Genomic DNA, 21490 nt, shown 5'->3' with positions numbered 1-21490 from the left:
CGCCTGGCCGTATCGATCCGGCGAACCGTTTCGACCGTTCGTGGCGCGTCAGCTACCCGCGCGCGCCCACAGCAGCACGGCGTCGACTTCCCGGCCGTCGATTCGCACGGGGCCGGCGGTGCCGAGCTGCAGGCGATCGCCGTCGAGCCTGAAGACCCGCTGCTGCACGTTGCCGATCCAGTTCGGGAACAGGCTGACGTCCATTTCGTGGGTCAGCGTGCCGTCGTCGTCGAGATGAAAGGGGCCTGAATAGGCAATGTAGCCGCGAGCGGCGGCCGTGCACTCGCTCTCGGTGCCGCGGTGCAGATCGCCGCTCGCGTACGGCGGGCGGCCGGCAGCCATCAGCTGGGCCGACATGTAACCGTCCCGCGTATAGAGAATCCAGCCGCGCGCGTCGCGGCCGAGCGGATAGGTGACGGCGCTGCCGTCGCGCGGGCGGATTTCGTAGGACACGAGGCGCCACGCGCCGACGAGTTGTTCGCGAAGCTGGCTGGCGAGCATGCGGGATTCCTTTCAGGCGGCGGCGGGGCGCGGGCCGTCGTGTTGGCGGGCCGCCGGGCGGCGGTCCAGGGGGCTGGAATGCGCTGCCGGAACGGCGTGGTCGGCAGTTTCTCCGACACCTGCTAAAATACACGGTTTTCCGTCGATTTATCCTTTAACGGGACCTGCCGTGCTTTCTACTGCCAACATCACGATGCAATTCGGGCCAAAGCCCCTGTTCGAGAACATCTCGGTCAAATTCGGCGAGGGCAACCGCTATGGTCTGATCGGCGCGAACGGCTGCGGCAAGTCGACGTTCATGAAGATCCTGGGCGGCGACCTCGAGCCGAGCGCCGGCAACGTTGCGCTGGAGCCGAACGTGCGCCTGGGCAAGTTGCGCCAGGACCAGTTCGCGTATGAAGACGTGCGCGTGCTCGACGTCGTGATGATGGGCCACACCGAGATGTGGGCCGCGATGACCGAGCGCGACGCGATCTACGCGAACCCGGAAGCCACCGACGACGACTACATGCACGCCGCCGAGCTCGAAGGCAAGTTCGCCGAATACGGCGGCTACGACGCCGAGGCGCGCGCGGGCGCGCTGCTGCTCGGCATCGGCATCGAGGAGAAATTCCACAACGGCACGATGAGCGACGTCGCACCGGGCTGGAAGCTGCGCGTGCTGCTCGCGCAGGCGCTGTTCTCGAAGCCGGACGTGCTGCTGCTCGACGAACCGACCAACAACCTCGACATCAACTCGATCCGTTGGCTCGAGCACACGCTCAACGAGTACAACTCGACGATGATCATCATCTCGCACGATCGTCACTTCCTGAACTCGGTGTGCACGCACATGGCCGACATGGATTACGGCACGCTGAAGGTCTGGCCGGGCAACTACGACGACTACATGCTCGCATCGGCACAGGCGCGCGAGCGTCAGGCCGCGGCGAACGCGCGCGCGAAGGAGCGCGTGGCCGAACTGCAGGACTTCGTGCGCCGCTTCTCGGCGAACAAGTCGAAGGCCCGTCAGGCAACGAGCCGCGCGAAGCAGATCGACAAGATCAAGATCGAGGAATTCAAGCCGTCGTCGCGTCAGAACCCGTTCATCCGCTTCGAGTTCGAGAAGAAGCTGCACAACGTCGCGGTGGTCGCGGAAGACATCACGAAGAAGTACGAGCGCACGATCTTCCAGAACTTCAACCTGTCGGTGCAGCCGGGCGAGCGGATCGCGATCATCGGCGAGAACGGCGCGGGCAAGACGACGCTGCTGCGTTCGCTGCTCGGCGCGCTCCCGCTCGAGCACGGCACGGTGAAGTGGTCCGAGAACGCGAATGTCGGCTACATGCCGCAGGACACGTACGAGGAGTTCCCGAACGACATCACGCTGATGGACTGGATCGACCAGTACCGCAAGGACGGCGACGACGAAACGATGGTGCGCGGCACGCTGGGCCGCCTGCTGTTCTCGTCGGACGACATCAAGAAGTCGGTGAAGGTGCTGTCGGGCGGTGAGAAGGGCCGGATGATCTGGGGCAAGCTGATGCTCGGCCGCCACAACGTGCTGCTGATGGACGAGCCGACCAACCACATGGACATGGAATCGATCGAGTCGCTGCAGATCGCGCTCGAGCAGTTTGAAGGCACGCTGATCTTCGTGTCGCACGACCGCGAATTCGTGAGCGGGCTGGCGAACCGGATCATCGAAGTGCGTACGGACGGCACGCTGTTCGACTTCGGCGGGAATTACGAGGAGTTCCTGACGAGCCAGGGGCAGGAATAAGTGTCCTGAGCGTTCCTCCGGCCATATGTCGCGGCTAGGCAGGCAAGCAGCACCTCCAGCCGTCCCCACGGAGCGAACCGCCGGAAGTACACGGAGCCCGCATCGACAGCGTTGTCGATGCGGGCTTTTTCATTTCCGCTTGCCGCGCGGCCCGGCAGCGTTTCTCATTCCGGTTTCCTCCCGCGAATCGACTTCGGGTAAATTACCCACCGAACGCCAATCATCATTCCCCATTTCGACCCGGAGCCGCTCCCGATGCCGGACCATCCTCTCCCGCTCGACCTGTCCGGCCTTGCGCAAAGCCTGTACGCGCAGGGCACCGAGGAGGGCATCCTGTCGCGCCTGATGGAGCGGATCACGCCGGTCAACCGGTTCTGCGTCGATATCGGCGCCAGCGACGGCCTGCGCAACAGCAACACCGCCCTGTTGTTGCGCGAACAGGACTGGGCCGGCGTGCTGGTGGAAGGCAGCGCGTACCGGTTCGGCAAGCTGGCCGCGCACTACGCGGGTGCAGCGCGCATCCGCCTGCATCACGACCGCGTCCAGCCCGACACGGTCGATCATCTGCTCGCCGACGCGAACACGCCGACCGACTTCGACCTGCTGTCGATCGACATCGACGGCAACGACTACTGGGTCTGGCGCGGCCTGCAGGCGTTCAAGCCGCGCATCGTCGTGATCGAATACAACCCGTACTACACGCCGCCCGAGCGTTGGGTCATGTGCTTCAACCCGGATCACGAATGGGACGGCTCGACCTATTACGGCGCGAGCCTCGAATCGCTCGTGCACCTCGGCAGGCAGAAGGGTTATGAACTCGTCTGCTGCGACGACATGGGCAACAACGCATTCTTCGTGCGGCAGGACCTGTATCCGCTGCTCTGCATCGCGAACAACGATCCTTCGGTGCTGTTCCGGCCCGCGATGTACAAGCTGCGCTATGTCGGACACAACACGTTCCTGACCGGTCATCCGTATCGGCACGGGCCGGCCGAGCACATCTGAATGGGCCCGCTCGCCGCGACCTTCGACGAGATCCTGGAAGCCTGCGCGCTCGGCCGTAGCGGGCCGCCGCGCCAGGTCAGCGAACGCGTGTGGCACCTGCCGACCGATGACGGCGGCGTAGCGGTCAAGCTCTACGCGGCCGGGCATCAGGCGCGTGCGGCCAGGGAAGCCGCGGTGCTCGCGCACTTCGAGACGCACGGCGATACACGTTTCCATGTGCAGGCGCTGAAACGCACGGCAGCCGGCGCACCGCTGTGGACAGGGGCGAACGCCCACGCGATGCTCACGCGCTGGGAACCCGGACAGTTCAGAACCTACGACACGTTTTCGCCGGCCGAATGGGATGCGCTGGGCGCGAGCCTGGCCGCGTTGCATCTGAGTCTCGAACGGCTTCAGCTGCCATCGCTCGACACGATCCGTGCGCGGTTGATCGCGATCGACGCGGATGCGGTGCGGCGCAGTTTGCTCGATGCGCTGAATCACGCGCGCTCGAACGAGAACGCCGCGAACCTGCGCCGCTACGTCGATCTCGCGCTGCGCATGCTCGACCGCTACTATCCGGGCAGCATCGACGCGTTTCCCGCCGACGATCCTCAGCACCCGATCCACAACGACTACAACCAGTTCAACTATCTGTTCACGGGCACGCTGCCGCCGCTGATCCTCGACTGGGAAGCGACGATCGGCGCGCCGCGCGAATACGAACTGGTGCGTTGCCTGAACCATTTGCCGCTGGAAGCGCCGCAACTGGCGGAAGCGTTCGTGCGCGCATACCAGCGGGTGCGGCCGGTGGATCCTGCACGCATTGCCTGGGCGGTCGATACCGCATGCCTGCAGCACGCGCTGAAGCTCTGGATCGTGCAAGGCTGGCTCGACGATCCGTCGCGTTTCGCGTCGCATCTGAGCGGCGCGGTGACGATGGCATCCGCGATGGTGGATGCCCGCGACCGTCTGGTCGATTTCTTTTCCCGTTGCATCGAAGCAGGACGCTGAAGTGAATTCGAACCTGAACCGGATGTCGCCTCCGACGTCGCCGCCGGGCGAGCGGCAGCACGTATTTCCGCCGCCGCTGGATCGCGATTACCGTGTCGAGGACGGGCGCGTCCTGACGCGCTCGCTGGAAGCGCATATCGTCGACCACTGCAACCTGACGTGCGCGGAATGCTGCTCGCTGTCGCCGCTTCTGCCCGAGTGGTACGCGAGCCCGGCATCGCTCGAGGCCGATCTGCGCCGTGCGGCGAAGGTGCTGCGCCCGCGCATGTTCAAGCTGGTCGGCGGCGAACCGCTGCTGCATCTGGCGCTGGTCGAGATCGTCGGGCGCGTGCGCGCCACGGGTATCGCGCCCGTGATCTCCGTCACGACGAATGGCCTGAAGCTCGGCGAGATGACGGACGCGTTCTGGCAGGCGGTGGATGCGCTGACGATCTCGCGCTATCCGAAGCCGTCGCTTTCGGCCGACCTGGTCGCGCACATCGAGCACCAGGCCGCGCGCTTCGACGTGCGCCTGAACTGGAAGGTGCAGGACGTGTTCACGACGATGAACCGTGCACAGCCCGGCACCGACCGGGACGCCGCGCAGCGCCTTTACCACGATTGCTGGATTCGCGAGCGCTGCCATATGATTCGCGACGGCATGTTCTACACGTGCACGCGTCCGGCGCATTTCCACACGCTCTACAAGGGCGAGAAGGATTTTCGATCCGACGGCCTGCCGCTGCGCGACGACGCAGGCATGCTCGACGCGATGCTCGCCTATCTGCAACGCGAGGCGCCGCTCGAAGCGTGCCTGCATTGCCAGGGCGGCAGCGCGCCGGTGGCGCCGCATCGCATCCTCAAACGCATTGAAGTGGACTCCTTGAAGGCTCGTTATCCATGATCGTCGGCACGCGCGACCTGTTCGGCTTCGACCGGCTTCACTACCATCCGCGCAGCGGCACGGCGGCGTCCGGCATCCGGGCCGTCCTGCGCGCGTCGGCGCAACCGGCCGGCGAGCCGGACGCGGCGGCCATCGCGGGCTACCTGAGCGGCGAGCGCCTGGTCGGCCGCACCGTGCTGCGCGACGTGCGCGCGGTGCCGCCCGGCCATGCGCTGATCCGTTCGCCGCAAGGGCTGGCCGTTCAGCCGGCACCCGGGCGGCCGCGGCACGCGGATCTGGAAACCGTGCTGCGCGCATCGCTGCAACGTGCGCTCGACAGCGGCAAGCGCGTTGCGCTGGCGTTGAGCGGCGGGCTCGATTCGGCGTTGCTGCTTGCGCTGCTGCGCGAACTCGGCGCGCAGCGGCACGTGACGTCCTACATTCTCGTGACCGACATGCCGGACTATTGCGAACGCGACGCGGCACTCGAACTGGCCGGGCAGATGCAGGCGAACGTGAAGCTCGTGCGCGTGAACGAGGCGGATTTCGTCGCGGCGCTGCCGAGAACGACCCATGCGGTCGAGGAGCCGATGTTCAACCTGCATCCGGTCGCGAAGCTGCTGCTGGCCGAGGCGATGGCCGCGGACGGCATCGAGGTGGCCATCACCGGCGACGGCGCGGACCAGGTGTTGCGCCGCGACCAGTCGGCCAATTATCTGCCGCTGTGCCATGCGTTGTTCGACGCGGCGTCGGTCGACCTGCATCCGCCGTTCGTCGACGATGCCGTCGTCGCGCATCTGACCAGCATCGCACCCGATCCGGACAAGCAATGCCTGCGCGATCTCGGTGCGCGCCTGAACCTGCCGGACCGGCTCGTGCATGGCCCCAAGCGCGGGCGGCTCGCCCCGGCGATGGATCTCGCGACGCTGCTCGATCGCGACCGCACGCGCGCGCTGGCCGACACGCTCGGTCTGGACGCGCCCACGCTGCAAACGGACAACGAACGCGTGCTGTGGACGACGCTGTCGCTGATCCTCGATCATTTCAACCGCCTCGACACTCCCCTCGATGCCGCGCATCGTCCAACCTGAGCCGCTCATGAAACGCATCCTGTTCTGCGTGGTGCCCGAGAAAGGGCACGTCAATCCGTGCATCGGCCCGGCCCAGCATCTGCGCGCCGCCGGTTGCGACGTCGCGTTCTATGCGCCGGCCGACATCAGCGCCCAGCTCGACGGCGCCGGCGGCTTCGCGTTCGTCGGGCCGCGCGAGACACCCGAGCGTCACGACCTGTCGCGCGGTGCGAGCTTCGCCGCGAACATCCGCGACGCGGACTGGCTGCGGCACTGGATCCGCACGCTGCTGATCGACCTGGCGCCCGCGCAGGTGGACGGCATCCGCGCGGTGCTGCGCGACTGGCGGCCCGACGTGGTCGTGATCGATCCGCTGCTCTATGCGGCGGCGATCGCCGCCGAGCTGGAGGGGCTGCCGTGGGTGGCGATGTCGAATTCGCTGAATCCGGTGCTGCCGGACGATCTCGATTCCGAATTGCTGCGCACGGTGCGATGGCTGGCGCCGGAACGCACCCGGCTGTTCGCGCGCTACGGGCTCGATGCGCGCTTTCGCGGTTGCGACATCCTGTCGCCGCACCTGACGCTCGCGTTCACGACCGACGCGCTGGTCGGCGCACCGCCGCCCGGTGTCGAACTGGTCGGCCCCGCGCTGCCGTCCGGCCCGCGTGGCGACGAGACGCCGTTCCCGTGGGAGCGCCTCGATGCCGATCGTCCGCTCGTCTACATGTCGCTCGGCAGCCAGCTTTATTACCATCCCGATGTGTTCGCGAAAGTCATCGAGGCGGCGCGCGCGACGCCGGCGCAACTGGTGTTGTCGGTGGGCGAGCTGGTCGATGCGGATCTGCTGCCGGCCGACGACGCGCGTGTCATCGCGGTGCGTTACGTGCCGCAACTGGCGCTGCTGCGACGCACGCACGCGTTCGTCAGCCATGGTGGTGCGAATTCGGTGATGGAATCGCTCGCATGCGGCGTGCCGATGTTGCTGTCGCCGTTCTGCAACGACCAGTTTCATTCGGCGCACTTCGTCGAGCGGGCCGGCGCGGGGCGCGTGCTGGATCTGCAGCACGCCGGCGTGGCCGACATTGCCGATGCGCTCGCGTGCCTGTTGCGCCCCGGTTCGTTGCGCGAGCAGGCGGCGCGGATTCGTGCGAGCTACGCGCGTGACGGCTCGGCGGAGGCCGCGCGCCTGATCAGCGAACTCGCTTCAGGAAACCGCCTGGCGACAGCGTCATGAGTACGCGGTCTTCGATGTCGTAGTCGACCTCGAACCGGTCGTCGCGGCCGAGATAGTCGCGCACGGCGGTGGCCGGGTTGTTGCCTTTGCCGTACGGCTTGCCGTCGAACATCGACGCGGGCAGGTATTCCATGACGGTATCCATCACGATCGCGTAGCTGCCCGGCGTCACGAGCGGCGCATAGCATTCGAGTTCGCGCAGCACGTGCGCGTGGGTATGCGTGAGGTCGAGGATCGCCATCACGCGCGCATCGTGCGGGATCTGTGCGCGTACCGATGCGAGCGTGTCGGCCGCGCACGACTCGCCTTCGATCAGCACCATGCGATCGGCGAGCCGATGCGACTGCAGGCGCCGCCTGACGTCGTCGCGCAGGCGCGGCTCGATCGCGACGACACGGCCGCGATCGCCGTTCAGCGCCAGCATCGACGCGGAGAACACGACGCCGCCGCCTGCCGCGATGCCGGTCTGCACGATGCAGTCGGGACGCTCGCGCCAGATCAGTTCCTGGAGCGCGAGCATGTCGCCGGGCAAGTGGAAGAAGCGCTCGCCGAGCCAGCGCGTCTGGAACAGGTGGTCGAATTCGGCGGCACGCATCAGCCATTCGATGTTGATGTCCCGCATGCGGGCCGAAGGACGCTCTGACATGGTCAATGCAACGAGTAGGAGTGACGTGAAAACGCTGGAACCGTGGCTTCACCGGTATTGGAACATCGGGCCTGCACGCGTGCAGGCGCTGGCGTCGGGCCATACTAACAAAACGTATCTCGTCGAGTGCGATGCGGGGCGCGCTGTGCTGCGCGTGTCGTGGTCCGGCAAGCCGGTCGGACAGGTGGATCGCGAGGCGGCAATACTCGGTCATCTCGGTGAGACGCGGACGGCGCCGATGCTGCCGGCGCTGCCGCGCCTGCGGCCGACCGTGGACGCGCAATCCGGCGTGCGACTGCCTGACGGAAGCTGGCTGCATCTGTTCGAGCATATCGCCGGCAGCCCCGGCCTGCCGGCCGAAGCGGAGGCGGGCGCGATCGACGCGATGCGTGCGCTCGCGCATCTGCATACGGCGCTGGCGGCGATACCCGTGACCGAATCGGCGCCGCTGGCCTGGCTGGCGGCGCGGCACGCACGTGTTGCCGCGCGTGCCGCGCCGCCGTTGCCGGGGGACCTGAGCGACCACTACGGGACGACGATCCGTCGGATCGGCGCGCATCTCGACGCTGCCGCACGCTGGCTGACGGGGACGGTGCACTGGCTGCACGGCGACTATCACGCGGGCAACCTGCTGTACGTGGGGGGCGCCGTGAACGGCGTGCTCGATTTCGACGACGTCGGGCAGGGCGCGCAGTGGCTCGAAGCGGCGTTTGCGCTGTTCGCGCTGTCGCGCGATGCGGGCCGGGACGATCGCTTCGTATTCGACGCGCGCCGCTGGGACGCCGGCCTGCAGGCCTATGCGGCGACGCGGCCCGATGCCGTGCCTGACTGGATGCATGACCGCCGCGACGCGCTGATGGCCCTGTTCTGCGCGGACCAGACGCTGATTCACCTGGAAGCCGCGCAGCGCGGCCTGTGGCTGCCGGGGCCCGGCATCGGTTTTCTCGGCGGGTGGCGGCAGTTGCTGGATGGCGCTGCGCCCTGACGCCGGCCGGATGCCATGTCAGCGCGGCCGATTCAGGAACAGGCGCACGGCTTCGACCGTGTTGGGCCGCGCCTCGCTGTGCCGCGATCCGTCGTGCATGCAGAACAGCACGTCGCGCTGCCGTGCCGCGCTGGCGTCGACATGGGCGCACATCGCGTCGAACAGCGCCTGCGGCGACGGCGCCGGCCGCTGCCAGTCGTCGAGGATCGCGGTCCAGCCGGTATGTTCACGTTGCAGCCGTGCGAGCACGCGGGCGCGACTGTCCTGCGGCATCAGTCCATAAGGCAGGCGCAGCGGGATCGCATCCGGCGCGGGCACACGGGCCTCGCGATAGGCATCGCGGATCAGCGCGTCGGTCGTCTCGATCTCGTCGATCAACGCGTCGTCCGACAGCGTGCCCGGCTTCGCGTGCGAACGGGTGTGATTGCCGAGCCGGTGGCCTTCGCGCGCCATGCGTGCGGCCACATCGAGCGCGCCTGCCAGATTCCGGCCGAGCAGGAAGAAGGTCGCGCGGCACGACGCGGCGTGCAGGACGTCGAGCAGGAGGGGCGTCGACGGGCCGGGGCCGTCATCGAAACTGAGGCAAATGGGCATCGCAGGTGGGGGCGCCGTTCAAGGTGTACCGGGGGAACGATAGCGCAAGTCGCGGCGACTAGCCGGCCGGCTACTCGCGCGGCTCGATGGCCAATGGACAGGTGCCGACCCGACGCAAGCGCGTACCGGTCCACTCGTAGAAGAACCGGGCCGCTTTCGCGTCGTTGTAGTCGCAATCGTCGTTGAAGCAGCCCGCGACGATCAGCAGCGTACTGCCGGGCCGGAAATCGACGCGCTCCTCGTCGTTGCCCATCACGCCTGCGATGGCCTGTACGCCGGGCATCGTGTACGTCGCGCCCGTGTACTTGTCGACGATCGCGAAATTCCGGCAATCCGTTCCGCAACCCCAGATCGCGACGCGGTAGTGGCCGGCAAAGTTGGCCGGTTGCGTGAATTCGTCGCGAATGACGGTGCGGTAGAGGCGAGCTTCCCGGGTGGTCAGGCGTGGTGCCGCGGCGGGCTTGCGCGGTGCGCTTGCGGCGGGTGCCGGATAGCGCTCGAACGACGGCGAAGGGCATGCGGCCGTGGCCGTGGCCGTGGCCGCGCCGGCGGTGCCGGCGCCGCAATCCAGCGCGGCCGCTACGCCGGCGAACAGCAGAAATCGATGGGCAAGCGTCACGCGAGCGTCCTTCAAGTTCGGGATCGAGATCGGGCCGGCGTGTCCGGGCGGCCGGCGACGACGATTCTATGACGCTTCGCGCGCGCGGGCGACCCGGGCGGGCGATCGCGCGCGGATGCAAAACCGGCATGTCCGCACGCGGCGCGCCGTCAAGCTTTGTCAAATCGTGGCGATATCACGATGCCTGACGTTTCAGGCCGCCTCCGAAGGCTGTCATGCACGGGTTGATTGAGTATCCTTGGATTCGATTCGCGGTACTCACGCAGTCACAACCGGGAGGCTTCACATGAATGCACGTCTATACCGCGCGACCATTGCCGGTGCGCTGATCGGATTGCTCGCGCCGTTTTCGGTGGCGCATGCGCAGCTGGGCGATGTCCTGAAGCAGGTCGGCGGCGGGGGCGATTCGGGCGGCAGCGCGGGCGGTGCGCTCGGCAACCTCGGCGGCATCGGCGGCGCGTTGACGGGCGGTGGCGGTTCGTCGCTGATGCCGGGCAGCACCGGCAACGTCGCGGGCCTGCTGCAGTTCTGCATCCAGAACAACTATCTCGGCGGGGCATCCGGCGGTGCGTCGTCGGTGAAGGACGCGCTGATGGGCAAGCTCGGCGGCAACGCGTCGTCCGACAGCGGCTATACCAGCGGCGCGAGCGGTGTACTCGACGCCGGCAATGGCAGCAAGCTCGACCTGAGCGGCGGCGGACTGAAGCAGCAGGTAACCAGGCAGATCTGCGACAAGGTGCTGACGCAGGCGAAATCGCTGCTGTAAGCGCGCATTGCGGGTCGGGGGGGCGGTGCGCGACGTACCGCCCTCGTCAGTCTTTCCGGCTGACATTCCCGTCAGCGAAAGGAGCGCCGCGCCGCGCGTGCCGTCCCGATCGTCAATCGGCCAGCCGCTTGTCGGCGAGCGCCTTGCAGCAGTCTTCGTAGACCCATTGCACGAGTTTCGCCCGATAGTCGAGGTCGTCGGTATCGACGATTTCCTCGACCGCGTCGCGCGCCCACGACGCATCGACGAACCCGGCGTGCCGCTTGGCGATGTCCTGCGCGAGCGCCGCGAGCTTGGCGATCGCGAGCCAGTCGGCCTGACGGTGATGGCGGTCGAGCCAGCGGTGCGCGGCCTGGACCTGGAACGTGGCGTCCGGCCACGATTCGTTGAGGTAAAACGCGCCGAGGTTGCCGCAGGTGAGCCAGCAAAGCAGCTCGAGGCGGTCTTGCGAGCCGAGGGTATGGGGTGCGTCGGACATGGCAGCGCTCACGAAATACGTCGATTCCGGGCGGCGCCGGTTGCAACGGGCCGGTGCCGATAGTAAAAACATAGCACGATGCGGGCCCGGCCGCGCACCCGGGCGGATGCTGACATGGCGGTGGCGAAACGGACGCTGCGCCGGCGCGGACGGCCGATGGCGGAATGAGGGGGCGGCGGGAACGAAAAGTGCGCGAGCGCGTGAGGAACGACGCGGGAAGATGCGGCCTGGAAGCGACCAGGAAGCGGCCGCTTGCGCCGCGAAGCGGGCCCGTTGCCGGGCCCCCGCAGCCCGGCGCGCGGGCTGGCGGATGAGCGGGTTCAGGTCGCCGTGTGCGTGGCGCGCGCGATCGAGCGGATGCTGCGCTCGACGCGGATCAGGATGATCAGCACCGCGAGCGACACGAACGAATACAGCGCGACGAGCGCGGCGACGCCGGCGAAGCGCGCGGTCTGGCCGTTCTCGGCAGCCGTTTCTTCCGCGGCCTTCTTCTCGTTGTCGATCGCGGTCCGGCGTGCGTCGTAGCGCTCGGAGAAGTCGCGCATGACCGCCGACACGACGTCGGTGTACGCCTGCTCGCGCGCATATTCGTCGCCGTGCCCGGTGACTTTCTTCTTGACGCTGGCCGCGACGTCCGCGCGTGACAGCACCTTGTCGAGATACGCGATCTGCTGCTCGTAGTACGCGACGTCCGGATGGTCGTCGTCGCCGAGCACGCGCTGGAACGACGGCTCGTACGCGTCGCGATCGACCGCGTAGTCCGGCGACAGGGCCGCCCGGCCGTGCTTCTGCACGATGCCCGACAGTTGCGTCGACAGGCGCAGCGCGGGCGACGCGTTGTCGTCCTTCGCTGCCGCGCCGTCGGCGGCCGGCGTGGCCTTGGCGGTTGCGCCGTTCTCCCACGCGAACGATGCAGGATCGACCTGGATGGCCGAATCGACCTTCGGCGGTTTCGACAGGCGCGCATCGAGTGCGATCGCGCCGAATATGACCCCGCCGATCAGGACCGCGGTCGCGAACAACAGCACGATCACGCGCAATACCTGAAGATAGCCGCCCTCGATTTTGGTCAGGATGCTCAAGGCATTCTCCTTTCTTATGATGAATGAGGCGCCGAGGCTAAAGACCTTTCCAATAGCTGTCAATCGTCACACCGGCCGGCCGAAACGCTCGCTAGAATGTCGGCTTTCCTGGAGGCGGAAAACGATGAAAATCTACGACCAGTTCTATATCGACGGCGCGTGGCGCAAGCCGGCCGGCACCGGCACGATCGACGTGATCGACTCGGGTACCGAAGCCGTGATCGGCCGGATTCCGGAAGGCGTCGCGTCCGACGCGCAGGACGCGATCCGCGCGGCGCGCGCTGCCTTCGACGCGTGGGCGGCCACGCCGGCCTCGACGCGCGCGGGCTACCTGCGCAAGATCGTCGAGCATCTGCAGGCGCGCAGCGAGGAGCTCGCGCAGTCGATCACCGGCGAAGTCGGGATGCCGATCAAGCTGTCGCGCGCGATCCAGGTCGGCGGCCCGATCTACAACTGGAAGGCGTACGCGAAGCTTGCCGAGTCGTTCGAGTTCGAGGCACAGGTCGGCAACTCGCTCGTCGTGCGCGAGCCGGTGGGTGTCGTCGCGGCGATCACGCCGTGGAACTATCCGCTCAACCAGGTGACGCTGAAGGTCGCACCGGCGCTCGCGGCCGGCTGCACGGTCGTCCTGAAGCCGTCCGAAGTCGCACCGCTCAACGCGTTCATGCTTGCCGAGGCGATTCACGAAGCCGGGCTGCCGGCCGGCGTGTTCAACCTCGTGTGCGGCTACGGCCCGGTGGTCGGCGAGGTGCTGGCCACCGATCCGGACGTCGACATGGTGTCGTTTACGGGCTCGACGCGCGCCGGCAAGCGCGTCGCCGAACTGGCGGCCGCGGGCGTCAAGCGCGTTGCGCTCGAGCTGGGCGGCAAGTCGGCGTCGGTGATCCTCGACGATGCCGATTTCGCGACGGCGGTGAAGGGCACGGTCAACGCGTGCTACCTGAACGCGGGGCAGACCTGCTCGGCGCACACGCGCATGCTGGTTCCGGAAGCGCGCTACGACGAAGCGCGCGAGATCGCGAAGGCCGCGGCCGAATCGTACGTCGCGGGCGACCCGCGGCAGGATGCGACGCGTCTCGGCGCGCTTGCGTCGGCCGTGCAGCAGCAGCGCGTGCAGGACTACATCCAGCGCGGGATCGACGAAGGCGCGGAGCTCGTGACGGGCGGCACGGGCCTGCCGGAAGGGCTCACGAAGGGCTTCTTCGTGAAGCCGACCGTGTTCGGCCGCGTCGATCCGAAATCGACGATCGCGCAGGAAGAAATCTTCGGGCCGGTGCTGTCGATCATCACGTATCGCGATGAGGACGAGGCCGTGCGGATCGCGAACGATTCGCCGTACGGGCTCGGCGGCGCGGTGTGGGCCGGCAGCGACGAACGCGCGATGGGCATCGCGCGCCGTATCCGCACCGGGCAGGTGGACATCAACGGCGGCACGTGGAACGGCGCCGCGCCGTTCGGCGGTTACAAGCAGTCGGGGCATGGCCGCGAGAACGGCGTGTACGGGCTCGAGGAATATCTCGAGTACAAGTCGATGCAGCTCAAGCCCGCGAAGCCTGCCTGAGCGCTTCGCACCGCACGAACCGGAAACGGCACGCTGGTGCCGTTTTTTTATTGACGGTCGTCAAGGTGCGCGGCGGTGGATCGTCGATCATCGCGGTTCCGATGTTCCGACGAGGTTTCAGATGACCGTACGCACTTCCTTTCCGCCGCTGACGATCCGCGGCCACACCTTGCTGCCTGTCGTGCAGGGCGGCATGGGCGTCGGCATTTCCGCGCACCGCCTGGCGGGCAGCGTCGCGCGCGAAGGCGCGGTCGGCACGATCGCGAGCATCGACCTGCGTCACCATCATGCGGACCTGCTCGCGCGTTGCCGCGCGCAACCCGATCGCGCGACGCTCGAGGCCGCGAACCTCGAGGCGCTCGCCCGCGAGATCCGTCTTGCGAAGACCTACAGCGAAGGACGCGGGATGATCGCGGTCAACGTGATGAAGGCCGTGAGCGCGCATGCGGACTACGTGCGGGTCGCATGCGACGAGGGCGCGGATGCGATCGTGATGGGCGCGGGCCTGCCGCTCGACCTGCCCGATCTCACGCAAGGACACGACATCGCGCTGATCCCGATCCTGTCGGACAGCCGCGGGATCGCGCTCGTGCTGAAGAAGTGGATGAAGAAGGGGCGCCTGCCCGACGCGATCGTGATCGAGCATCCGGCGCATGCGGGCGGCCATCTCGGCGTCACGCAGATCGACGACATGCACGACCGCCGTTTCGATTTCGCACGCGTGCTCGACGAGACCGCGCAGGTGATGGCATCGCTCGGCATCGCACGCGAAACGATCCCACTGATCGTTGCGGGCGGGATCAACAGTCACGACACGGTGCGCGCGGCGCTCGAGGCCGGCGCGAACGGCGTGCAGGTCGGCACGCCGTTCGCGGTGACGGAAGAGGGCGATGCGCATCCGCACTTCAAGCGCGTGCTGGCCGACGCGACGCCCGACGACATCGTCGAATTCGTCAGCGTGACGGGGCTGCCCGCACGCGCGGTGAAAACGCCGTGGCTCGATCGTTACCTGCGCAACGAGACGCGCATCCGCAGCAAGCTCGGCGCGCTGAAGCAGCGCTGCCCGACCGCGCTCGAATGCCTGAGCGTATGCGGCTTGCGCGACGGCATCGAGAAGTTCGGCCATTTCTGCATCGACACGCGGCTGGCGGCGGCGCTGCGCGGCGACGTCGCGAACGGGCTGTTCTTCCGCGGCCGTGAAGCGTTGCCGTTCGGCCGCGCGATTCGCAGCGTGCGCGACCTGCTCGACCTGCTGCTGACGGGCTGTGCGACCGAGCCTGCGGCAAACCGTCCCACGTTTACGCTGGCTTGACGGATATCAAGACAATGAAAAGACCCTACGAGGAGAATGGGAACCATTCTTTGGGGGTCCGTACCATGCTTAAAACGATTCGAACTTGTGTCACCGCTGCCGCCGCTGCGGCCAGTTTCGTCGCGATGCCTTCACTGTCGCACGCGGCCTCGCCGGGCGACGGCATCAACCAGGGCGACGTCCTGGTCCGGCTGCGTGCGATCAGCATCCAGCCGAACGAACGCGCGAGCGACACGCTGGGCGCGCTCAACGTCGGCGTGAACAACGCGATCGTGCCCGAGCTCGACTTCACGTACATGATCCGCGACTACCTCGGCGTCGAACTGATTCTCGGCACGTCGCGGCACCAGCTGACGTCGAGCCTCGGCAATCTCGGCGGCGTGGGCGTGCTGCCGCCGACGCTGCTGCTGCAGTATCACTTCAACCATGCCGGCAAGGTGCGTCCGTATTTCGGCGCGGGCGTGAACTACACGTACTTCTACAACAACGGGCTCAACGTCGGCGGGCAGGGCGTGTCGATCAACAAGAGCAGCTTCGGCCCGGCATTGCAGTTCGGCGTGGACGTGCAGTTGACGAAGAAGGTCTTCATGAACGTCGACGTGAAGAAGATCTGGATGAGCACCGATGCGACGCTCGGCGACAAGGGCATCGGCACGCTGCACATCGATCCGCTGATCGTCGGCGTGGGCGTCGGGATGAAGTTCTAGACGCGGCGGGAACGGAACAGAAACAGAAACAGAACAGAGTTGGGGTTGGCGGCATGGCGGTCTGCATGCCGCTTTTTTTTGCGCGGCGGATTTACAGCTTGTCGTACTGGAAGCGCATCGCGGTGCCTTCGCGCTGGATGCGTTCCCACACCGCGCGCTTTTCGTCGTCGCTCAGGAACACCCAGTTCGACACTTCGGCCGCCGTGCGGCCGCAGCCCTTGCAGACTTCGTCGAAGAGGGTCGAGCACACGCCGATGCAGGGGCTGTCGGGCAAGTCGTGGAGATTGGAGGCCATCGGAGGGGTTCACGCAGTTGAATCGTCAGCCGCCATTTTAATGCATCGCGGCCGGCCGGTCGGGCGGGTGCGGCCGGCATACCGTACCGGTGCAGCGGCGTGACAGTACGGCCGGGTTCGGGCGCAGCCGCGGCACGGCTCGCGCCCGGCCGGCGAACGCGGTTTCGTCGCTGCCTGTCTTTCCCGGTGGACAGCCGCCGATTACCCGATAGAATTCCCCGGGAACGTCCCGCCGCACGGGCCGCCTGACCGGCCGGCAGCGGGATATCTGTTCCGTTTGCGCGACACCGGCATGATTTTTTTGTGACGGGGCGCGAATGATGGTAGTTTTCGGGGTTTTCGAGGGGCGGCGCGCCAGAATGCGCCGCCATGACGAGGCAGACGGCAGCCGGGCAACGTGTCCGGCCGGAGGGAGAACGGGATGAAAGCAAAGGTAGTGGGCCGGTTCGCAGCGCTCGCGCTGTGCGTGGGTGCATCGGCGGCAGCGGCGAAGGATACGCAGCTCAATGTCTATAACTGGTCGGACTACATTGCGAAGGACACGATCCCGAACTTCGAGAAGCAGACGGGCGTCAAGGTCCGCTACGACAACTACGACAGCGACGATACGCTGCAGGCGAAGCTGCTGACGGGCAGCTCGGGCTACGACATCGTCGTGCCGACCAGCAACTACGCCGGCAAGCAGATCGCCGCCGGCATCTTCGCGCCGCTCGACAAGTCGAAGCTGCCGAACCTCAAGTACCTCGATCCGCAGTTGATGGCGCTCGTCGCCGGCGCGGACCCGGGCAACAAGTTCTCGGTGCCCTGGGCGTACGGCACGACCGGTCTCGCGTACAACCTGACGAAGGCGCAGCAGGCGCTCGGCAAGGTGCCGCTCGACAACTGGGACATCCTGTTCAAGCCGGAAAACATCTCGAAGCTGAAGACCTGCGGCGTGTCGGTGCTCGACGCGCCCGACCAGATGTTCGCGGCGACGCTGCACTACATCGGCAAGGATCCGATGAGCACGAACCCGGCCGACTACAAGGCCGCGATGGAAGTGCTGAAGAAGATCCGCCCGTACATCACGCAATTCAACTCGTCGGGCTACATCAACGACCTGGTCGGCGGCGACATCTGCTTCGCGTTCGGCTGGTCGGGCGACGTCGTGATCGCGAAGCATCGCGCGATCGAGGCGAAGAAGTCGTACAAGGTCGAGTACTACATTCCGAAGGGCGGCGCGCCGGTGTGGTTCGACGTGATGGCGATCCCGAAGGACGCGAAGAACAAGGAAGCCGCGCTGGAGTGGATCAACTACATCGAGGATCCGAAGGTGCACGCGGCGATCACGAACGCGGTGTACTACCCGAGCGCCAACGCCGAGGCCCGCAAGTACGTGCGGCCCGACGTCGCGAACGACCCGGCCGTCTATCCGCCGGCCGACGTCGTGAAGACGCTGTTCCTGCTCAAGCCGCTGCCGCCTGAAATCCAGCGTCTGCAGACGCGTCTGTGGACCGAGCTGAAGTCGGGCCGCTGACGCGAGCCGGCGTTCCCAGCAGTCATGAAGCCCCTGGTGCCCCCGGGGGCTTTGTTCGTTCAACGCAGGAGAGATGCAGCACATCATGAATAGCCAGTCGGGTGCGCCGGTCGCGGGCGCACCGTCCTCCGTTTCCTCCTCCGGCGCCGATGCGCGCGCCGAGAACTTTGTCCAGATCGTCGACGTCGTCAAGAAATTCGGCGACACCGAAGCCGTGCGCAGCGTCAACCTGACCGTGCGCCAGGGCGAGCTGTTCGCGCTGCTCGGCAGCTCGGGCTGCGGCAAGTCGACGTTGCTGCGGATGCTCGCGGGCCTCGAGACGGTCACGTCGGGCAAGATCCTGATCGACGGCGAGGACCTCGCGCAGATGCCGCCGTACAAGCGGCCCGTGAACATGATGTTCCAGTCGTATGCGCTGTTCCCGCACATGTCGGTCGAGTCGAACGTCGCGTTCGGCCTCAAGCAGGAAGGCACGCCGAAGGCCGAGCTGAAGGAGCGCGTGGCCGCGGCGCTCGAACTCGTGCAGATGAGCAAGTACGCGAAGCGCAAGCCGCACCAGCTGTCGGGCGGCCAGCAGCAGCGCGTCGCGCTCGCGCGCTCGCTGGTCAAGCGCCCGAAGCTGCTGCTGCTCGACGAGCCGATGTCCGCGCTCGACAAGCAGATCCGCCAGCGCACGCAGATCGAGCTCGTCAACATCCTGAACAAGGTCGGCGTCACCTGCATCATGGTCACGCACGACCAGGAAGAAGCGATGACGATGGCCAATCGCCTCGCGGTGATGAGCGAAGGCCAGATCGTGCAGATCGGCTCGCCGAACGAAGTGTACGAATACCCGAACAGCCGCTTCTCGGCCGAGTTCATCGGCTCGACGAACCTGTTCGAAGGCGTGACCGTCGAGGACGAACCCGACCACGTGTACATCGAATCGCCGGAGCTGCCGAGCCGGTTGTACGTGAGCCACGGGATCTCGGGCCCGCTCGGGATGCCGGTCACGGTGTCGGTGCGCCCCGAGCGGATCGCGCTCACGCGCAAGCCGCCCGAAGGCGCGTTCAACTGGGCGCGCGGCCGGATCGGCAACGTCGCGTACATGGGCGGCTATTCGCTGTATCACGTGAAGCTCGACGGCGGCAAGACGGTGATCGCGAACGTGTCGAGCCTCGCGATTTCGGAACTCGACACGCCGTCGCTCGGCGACGAGATCTACGTGCGCTGGAGCGCGACTGCCGGCGTGGTGCTGACGTCATGACCTCGTTCAAGTCCATGCTCTCGTGGCCGGTGCGGCGCTTCAACCTGACGGGCGCCACGGCGGTCGTGGCCGGCCCGTTCACGTGGCTCGTGCTGTTCTTCCTCGTGCCGTTCGTGCTGGTCGTCAAGATCAGCTTCGCGGAGCTGCAGCTCGGCATCCCGCCGTACACGGAGCTTGCGTCGTACGCCGACGGCGTCGTGCACGTCGCGCTGAACCTGTCGCACTACGCGTTCCTGTTCACGGACAGCCTGTATTTCGCGACCTACGTGAACTCGGTGTGGGTGGCCGCGATCACGACGCTGCTGTGCCTGCTGATCGGCTATCCGATGGCGTACTACATCGCGCGCTCGAACCCGGCGACCCGCAACCTGCTGATGATGGGCGTGATGCTGCCGTTCTGGACGTCGTTCCTGATCCGCGTGTATGCGTGGATCGGCATCCTGAAGAACAACGGGCTGCTGAACAACTTCCTGATGTGGATCGGCCTCACGCATACGCCGATCGAGCTGTATCGCACCAACTACGCGGTGTACATCGGGATGGTGTATTCGTACCTGCCGTTCCTCGTGATGCCGCTGTACGCGCACCTGGTGAAGATGGACCTGCGTCTGCTCGAAGCCGCGTACGACCTCGGCGCGAAGCCGTGGAAGGCGTTCGTGCAGATCACGCTGCCGCTGTCGAAGAACGGGATCATCGCGGGCTGCCTGCTCGTGTTCATCCCGGCGGTGGGCGAGTACGTGATTCCCGAGCTGCTCGGCGGCGCGAACACGCTGATGATCGGCCGCGTGATGTGGAACGAGTTTTTCAACAACGCAGACTGGCCGATGGCGTCGGCCGTGACCTGCGCGATGGTGCTGCTGCTGCTCGTGCCGATGGCGATGTTCCAGCACTTCCAGGCGAAGGAGCAGGGAGGCCGTCGATGAAGCCGAATCGTTACCTGCAGTTCGCGGCGCTGTTTGCCGGCTTCGCGTTCCTGTACATCCCGATCATCAGCCTGATCGTCTATTCGTTCAACGAGTCGAAGCTCGTCACCGTGTGGTCGGGGTTCTCGTTCCGCTGGTACTCGGCGCTCGTCGAGGACGACGAGCTGCTGACGGCCGCGTGGCTGTCGCTGAAGATCGGCGTGCTGACCGCGTTCGCGTCGGTGATCATCGGCACCTGGGCCGGTTTCGTGCTCGCGCGGATGGGGCGTTTTCGCGGTTTCGCGCTGTTCAGCGGGATGATCAACGCGCCGCTCGTGATTCCCGAGGTGATCCAGGGGATCTCGCTGCTGCTGCTGTTCATCGAACTGGCGAAGTGGATCGGCTGGCCGGCCGAGCGCGGCATCTTCACGATCTGGCTCGGCCACGTGATGCTGTGCATCTCGTATGTCGCGATCATCGTGCAGTCGCGCGTGCGCGAGCTGAACCCGTCGCTGGAAGAGGCTGCGCTCGATCTCGGCGCGACGCCGCTGAAGGTATTCTTCACGATCACGCTGCCGCTGATCTCGCAGGCGCTGATCGCGGGCTGGCTGCTGTCGTTCACGCTGTCGATCGACGACCTCGTGCTGTCGGCGTTCCTGTCGGGCCCCGGCTCGACGACGCTGCCGCTCGTGGTGTTCTCGCGTGTGCGCCTCGGGCTGAACCCGGAGATGAACGCGCTCGCGACGCTGTTCATCGTCGCGGTGACGGCCGGCGTCGTGATCGCGAACTTCGTGATGCTGCGCCAGGAGCGCAAGCGGATGGCGGGGTTCGCGACCTGACGCCTGAATGGCGTCTGCCATGAACAACGCCCGGTGCCGACGACGAGTCGGGCCGGGCGTTTTGTCTGGCGCGACGGGAGAAAGGAATTGAAGATTTCGGAATTGCTTGGTGCAAGCCTGACTGCCGCGATCGTGGCAGGCTTGCTGATCGGCGTTTTGTCCGTCAAGGATTTCGGCGGTGTTTCGATCGTTTTTTCCGCTGTGGCTTTCACGGTTGCATTTCCCGTGGCAATGCTGCTTTCGTATCCGGTCTATCTGGCCAGCACGCTGCTTCCTCGGAGGGCGGTATTGCCGATGCTGGTCATCGTGGGCGGTGTGGCTGGATCGACCGTTCTTGCGGTTCTGACACAGGCAGCATGGCCGGACATCGCAAGGAACGGAGAAATGGCCTTGCTGTATGCGGCAATCGGAATGATGTGTGCGGTTTCTGCGCTGGGGTATGTCGAGCGATCCGGGATTGCCGGCAGGCTGCGCAAATGGCTCAAAAGGCCGAATTGACGGCCATCCGGCATCTG

23 protein-coding genes are annotated in these 21490 nt (G+C 66.4%); 16 read left to right on the top strand and 7 right to left on the bottom strand.

Annotated elements, in window-relative coordinates; translation table 11 throughout:
* Positions 1 to 48 precede the first annotated feature (48 nt).
* A complete protein-coding gene (locus PQB87_RS09920) occupies positions 49 to 501 on the bottom strand; it encodes a lipocalin-like domain-containing protein (RefSeq protein ID WP_111939818.1) in 453 nt (150 codons plus the stop codon).
* Between the two features lie 169 nt (positions 502 to 670).
* Between PQB87_RS09920 and PQB87_RS09915 the strand changes: the two genes are divergently transcribed.
* The 6 genes from PQB87_RS09915 (at position 671) to PQB87_RS09890 (ending at position 7427) form a co-directional block, all read left to right on the top strand.
* Positions 671 to 2263 carry an ABC-F family ATPase gene (locus PQB87_RS09915; protein WP_027787281.1) on the top strand — a complete coding sequence of 531 codons (1593 nt, stop codon included), beginning with the start codon at positions 671 to 673 and terminating at the stop codon, positions 2261 to 2263.
* A 255-nt stretch (positions 2264 to 2518) separates the two neighbouring features.
* Positions 2519 to 3268, top strand: a complete 750-nt coding sequence (locus tag PQB87_RS09910; RefSeq protein WP_111939817.1) for an FkbM family methyltransferase — start codon at positions 2519 to 2521, stop codon at positions 3266 to 3268.
* A complete protein-coding gene (locus PQB87_RS09905) occupies positions 3269 to 4261 on the top strand; it encodes a phosphotransferase enzyme family protein (protein WP_111939816.1) in 993 nt (330 codons plus the stop codon).
* Positions 4262 to 4283: 22 nt separating this feature from the next.
* A complete protein-coding gene (locus PQB87_RS09900) occupies positions 4284 to 5144 on the top strand; it encodes a GTP 3',8-cyclase MoaA family protein (protein WP_489242843.1) in 861 nt (286 codons plus the stop codon).
* Positions 5141 to 6214, top strand: a complete 1074-nt coding sequence (locus PQB87_RS09895; protein ID WP_111939814.1) for an asparagine synthase-related protein — start codon at positions 5141 to 5143, stop codon at positions 6212 to 6214. Before PQB87_RS09900 ends, PQB87_RS09895 begins: the two co-directional genes overlap by 4 nt.
* Positions 6215 to 6221: 7 nt before the next feature.
* Complete coding sequence (locus PQB87_RS09890) at positions 6222 to 7427, top strand: glycosyltransferase (RefSeq protein WP_059688028.1); 1206 nt, start codon at positions 6222 to 6224, stop codon at positions 7425 to 7427.
* On the opposite strand, the gene PQB87_RS09885 is transcribed toward PQB87_RS09890, so the two are convergent.
* Positions 7384 to 8073 (bottom strand): cephalosporin hydroxylase family protein, encoded by a 690-nt coding sequence (locus tag PQB87_RS09885; protein WP_111939813.1) that lies wholly within the window; start codon positions 8071 to 8073, stop codon positions 7384 to 7386. The genes PQB87_RS09890 and PQB87_RS09885 overlap by 44 nt on opposite strands.
* A 25-nt stretch (positions 8074 to 8098) precedes the next feature.
* Between PQB87_RS09885 and PQB87_RS09880 the strand changes: the two genes are divergently transcribed.
* Positions 8099 to 9058 carry a phosphotransferase gene (locus PQB87_RS09880; RefSeq protein WP_111939812.1) on the top strand — a complete coding sequence of 320 codons (960 nt, stop codon included), beginning with the start codon at positions 8099 to 8101 and terminating at the stop codon, positions 9056 to 9058.
* A gap of 18 nt (positions 9059 to 9076) precedes the next feature.
* Here PQB87_RS09880 and PQB87_RS09875 read toward each other — a convergent pair whose 3' ends face one another.
* A complete protein-coding gene (locus tag PQB87_RS09875; protein ID WP_111939811.1) occupies positions 9077 to 9652 on the bottom strand; it encodes a polysaccharide deacetylase family protein in 576 nt (191 codons plus the stop codon).
* Between the two features lie 70 nt (positions 9653 to 9722).
* Positions 9723 to 10271 carry a hypothetical protein gene (locus PQB87_RS09870; protein ID WP_111939810.1) on the bottom strand — a complete coding sequence of 183 codons (549 nt, stop codon included), beginning with the start codon at positions 10269 to 10271 and terminating at the stop codon, positions 9723 to 9725.
* Positions 10272 to 10557: 286 nt separating this feature from the next.
* On the opposite strand from PQB87_RS09870, the gene PQB87_RS09865 reads away from it, so the two are divergent.
* On the top strand, positions 10558 to 11037 hold the full coding sequence (locus tag PQB87_RS09865) for a YjjA family protein (protein ID WP_021159760.1): 480 nt from the start codon (positions 10558 to 10560) through the stop codon (positions 11035 to 11037).
* A gap of 112 nt (positions 11038 to 11149) precedes the next feature.
* On the opposite strand, the gene PQB87_RS09860 is transcribed toward PQB87_RS09865, so the two are convergent.
* Both PQB87_RS09860 and PQB87_RS09855 read right to left on the bottom strand, forming a co-directional pair.
* Positions 11150 to 11515 (bottom strand): hypothetical protein, encoded by a 366-nt coding sequence (locus PQB87_RS09860; RefSeq protein WP_027787292.1) that lies wholly within the window; start codon positions 11513 to 11515, stop codon positions 11150 to 11152.
* A 320-nt stretch (positions 11516 to 11835) separates the two neighbouring features.
* Positions 11836 to 12597 carry a hypothetical protein gene (locus PQB87_RS09855; protein ID WP_059687999.1) on the bottom strand — a complete coding sequence of 254 codons (762 nt, stop codon included), beginning with the start codon at positions 12595 to 12597 and terminating at the stop codon, positions 11836 to 11838.
* A 124-nt stretch (positions 12598 to 12721) separates the two neighbouring features.
* Here PQB87_RS09855 and PQB87_RS09850 point away from each other — a divergent pair, with 124 nt between their 5' ends.
* The 3 genes from PQB87_RS09850 (at position 12722) to PQB87_RS09840 (ending at position 16177) form a co-directional block, all read left to right on the top strand.
* On the top strand, positions 12722 to 14158 hold the full coding sequence (locus tag PQB87_RS09850) for an aldehyde dehydrogenase family protein (RefSeq protein ID WP_048022815.1): 1437 nt from the start codon (positions 12722 to 12724) through the stop codon (positions 14156 to 14158).
* A gap of 121 nt (positions 14159 to 14279) precedes the next feature.
* Positions 14280 to 15470 carry an NAD(P)H-dependent flavin oxidoreductase gene (locus PQB87_RS09845; protein ID WP_301861676.1) on the top strand — a complete coding sequence of 397 codons (1191 nt, stop codon included), beginning with the start codon at positions 14280 to 14282 and terminating at the stop codon, positions 15468 to 15470.
* 65 nt (positions 15471 to 15535) lie between these two features.
* On the top strand, positions 15536 to 16177 hold the full coding sequence (locus PQB87_RS09840; RefSeq protein ID WP_233344606.1) for an OmpW/AlkL family protein: 642 nt from the start codon (positions 15536 to 15538) through the stop codon (positions 16175 to 16177).
* Between the two features lie 91 nt (positions 16178 to 16268).
* Here PQB87_RS09840 and PQB87_RS09835 read toward each other — a convergent pair whose 3' ends face one another.
* Positions 16269 to 16472 carry a DUF1289 domain-containing protein gene (locus tag PQB87_RS09835; protein ID WP_021159754.1) on the bottom strand — a complete coding sequence of 68 codons (204 nt, stop codon included), beginning with the start codon at positions 16470 to 16472 and terminating at the stop codon, positions 16269 to 16271.
* Between the two features lie 421 nt (positions 16473 to 16893).
* Here PQB87_RS09835 and PQB87_RS09830 point away from each other — a divergent pair, with 421 nt between their 5' ends.
* The 5 genes from PQB87_RS09830 (at position 16894) to PQB87_RS09810 (ending at position 21473) form a co-directional block, all read left to right on the top strand.
* Positions 16894 to 17988, top strand: coding sequence for a polyamine ABC transporter substrate-binding protein (locus tag PQB87_RS09830; protein ID WP_027787297.1), 1095 nt, complete (start codon positions 16894 to 16896; stop codon positions 17986 to 17988).
* An 85-nt stretch (positions 17989 to 18073) separates the two neighbouring features.
* Positions 18074 to 19234: an ABC transporter ATP-binding protein gene (locus PQB87_RS09825; RefSeq protein ID WP_048022911.1), complete on the top strand. Its 1161-nt coding sequence runs from the start codon at positions 18074 to 18076 to the stop codon at positions 19232 to 19234.
* The gene (locus PQB87_RS09820; RefSeq protein ID WP_027787299.1) at positions 19231 to 20157 is read left to right on the top strand and encodes an ABC transporter permease subunit; all 927 of its coding nucleotides are present in this window, start codon (positions 19231 to 19233) and stop codon (positions 20155 to 20157) included. The genes PQB87_RS09825 and PQB87_RS09820 overlap by 4 nt, the downstream gene beginning before the upstream one ends.
* Positions 20154 to 20975, top strand: a complete 822-nt coding sequence (locus tag PQB87_RS09815) for an ABC transporter permease subunit (protein WP_027787300.1) — start codon at positions 20154 to 20156, stop codon at positions 20973 to 20975. Before PQB87_RS09820 ends, PQB87_RS09815 begins: the two co-directional genes overlap by 4 nt.
* An 87-nt stretch (positions 20976 to 21062) precedes the next feature.
* The gene (locus PQB87_RS09810; RefSeq protein WP_174415337.1) at positions 21063 to 21473 is read left to right on the top strand and encodes a hypothetical protein; all 411 of its coding nucleotides are present in this window, start codon (positions 21063 to 21065) and stop codon (positions 21471 to 21473) included.
* The last annotated feature ends 17 nt before the right edge of the window (positions 21474 to 21490 follow it).

The sequence above is a fragment of the Burkholderia sp. KL41 genome (assembly GCF_057005415.2).
The sequence above is the reverse complement of the archived record's forward strand: the minus strand, read 5'-3'. Positions and strand labels throughout refer to the sequence as shown.

Excerpts from the sequence above, each read along its gene's own strand:
- PQB87_RS09920 (WP_111939818.1), bottom strand. The coding sequence starts at position 501 with ATGCTCGCCAGCCAGCTTCGCGAACAACTCGTCGGCGCGTGGCGCCTC.
- PQB87_RS09910 (WP_111939817.1), top strand. The coding sequence starts at position 2,519 with ATGCCGGACCATCCTCTCCCGCTCGACCTGTCCGGCCTTGCGCAAAGC.
- PQB87_RS09905 (WP_111939816.1), top strand. The coding sequence starts at position 3,269 with ATGGGCCCGCTCGCCGCGACCTTCGACGAGATCCTGGAAGCCTGCGCG.
- PQB87_RS09900 (WP_489242843.1), top strand. The coding sequence starts at position 4,284 with ATGTCGCCTCCGACGTCGCCGCCGGGCGAGCGGCAGCACGTATTTCCG.
- PQB87_RS09895 (WP_111939814.1), top strand. The coding sequence starts at position 5,141 with ATGATCGTCGGCACGCGCGACCTGTTCGGCTTCGACCGGCTTCACTAC.
- PQB87_RS09890 (WP_059688028.1), top strand. The coding sequence starts at position 6,222 with ATGAAACGCATCCTGTTCTGCGTGGTGCCCGAGAAAGGGCACGTCAAT.
- PQB87_RS09885 (WP_111939813.1), bottom strand. The coding sequence starts at position 8,073 with ATGTCAGAGCGTCCTTCGGCCCGCATGCGGGACATCAACATCGAATGG.
- PQB87_RS09875 (WP_111939811.1), bottom strand. The coding sequence starts at position 9,652 with ATGCCCATTTGCCTCAGTTTCGATGACGGCCCCGGCCCGTCGACGCCC.
- PQB87_RS09865 (WP_021159760.1), top strand. The coding sequence starts at position 10,558 with ATGAATGCACGTCTATACCGCGCGACCATTGCCGGTGCGCTGATCGGA.
- PQB87_RS09860 (WP_027787292.1), bottom strand. The coding sequence starts at position 11,515 with ATGTCCGACGCACCCCATACCCTCGGCTCGCAAGACCGCCTCGAGCTG.
- PQB87_RS09850 (WP_048022815.1), top strand. The coding sequence starts at position 12,722 with ATGAAAATCTACGACCAGTTCTATATCGACGGCGCGTGGCGCAAGCCG.
- PQB87_RS09845 (WP_301861676.1), top strand. The coding sequence starts at position 14,280 with ATGACCGTACGCACTTCCTTTCCGCCGCTGACGATCCGCGGCCACACC.
- PQB87_RS09840 (WP_233344606.1), top strand. The coding sequence starts at position 15,536 with ATGCTTAAAACGATTCGAACTTGTGTCACCGCTGCCGCCGCTGCGGCC.
- PQB87_RS09835 (WP_021159754.1), bottom strand. The coding sequence starts at position 16,472 with ATGGCCTCCAATCTCCACGACTTGCCCGACAGCCCCTGCATCGGCGTG.
- PQB87_RS09830 (WP_027787297.1), top strand. The coding sequence starts at position 16,894 with ATGAAAGCAAAGGTAGTGGGCCGGTTCGCAGCGCTCGCGCTGTGCGTG.
- PQB87_RS09825 (WP_048022911.1), top strand. The coding sequence starts at position 18,074 with ATGAATAGCCAGTCGGGTGCGCCGGTCGCGGGCGCACCGTCCTCCGTT.
- PQB87_RS09820 (WP_027787299.1), top strand. The coding sequence starts at position 19,231 with ATGACCTCGTTCAAGTCCATGCTCTCGTGGCCGGTGCGGCGCTTCAAC.
- PQB87_RS09815 (WP_027787300.1), top strand. The coding sequence starts at position 20,154 with ATGAAGCCGAATCGTTACCTGCAGTTCGCGGCGCTGTTTGCCGGCTTC.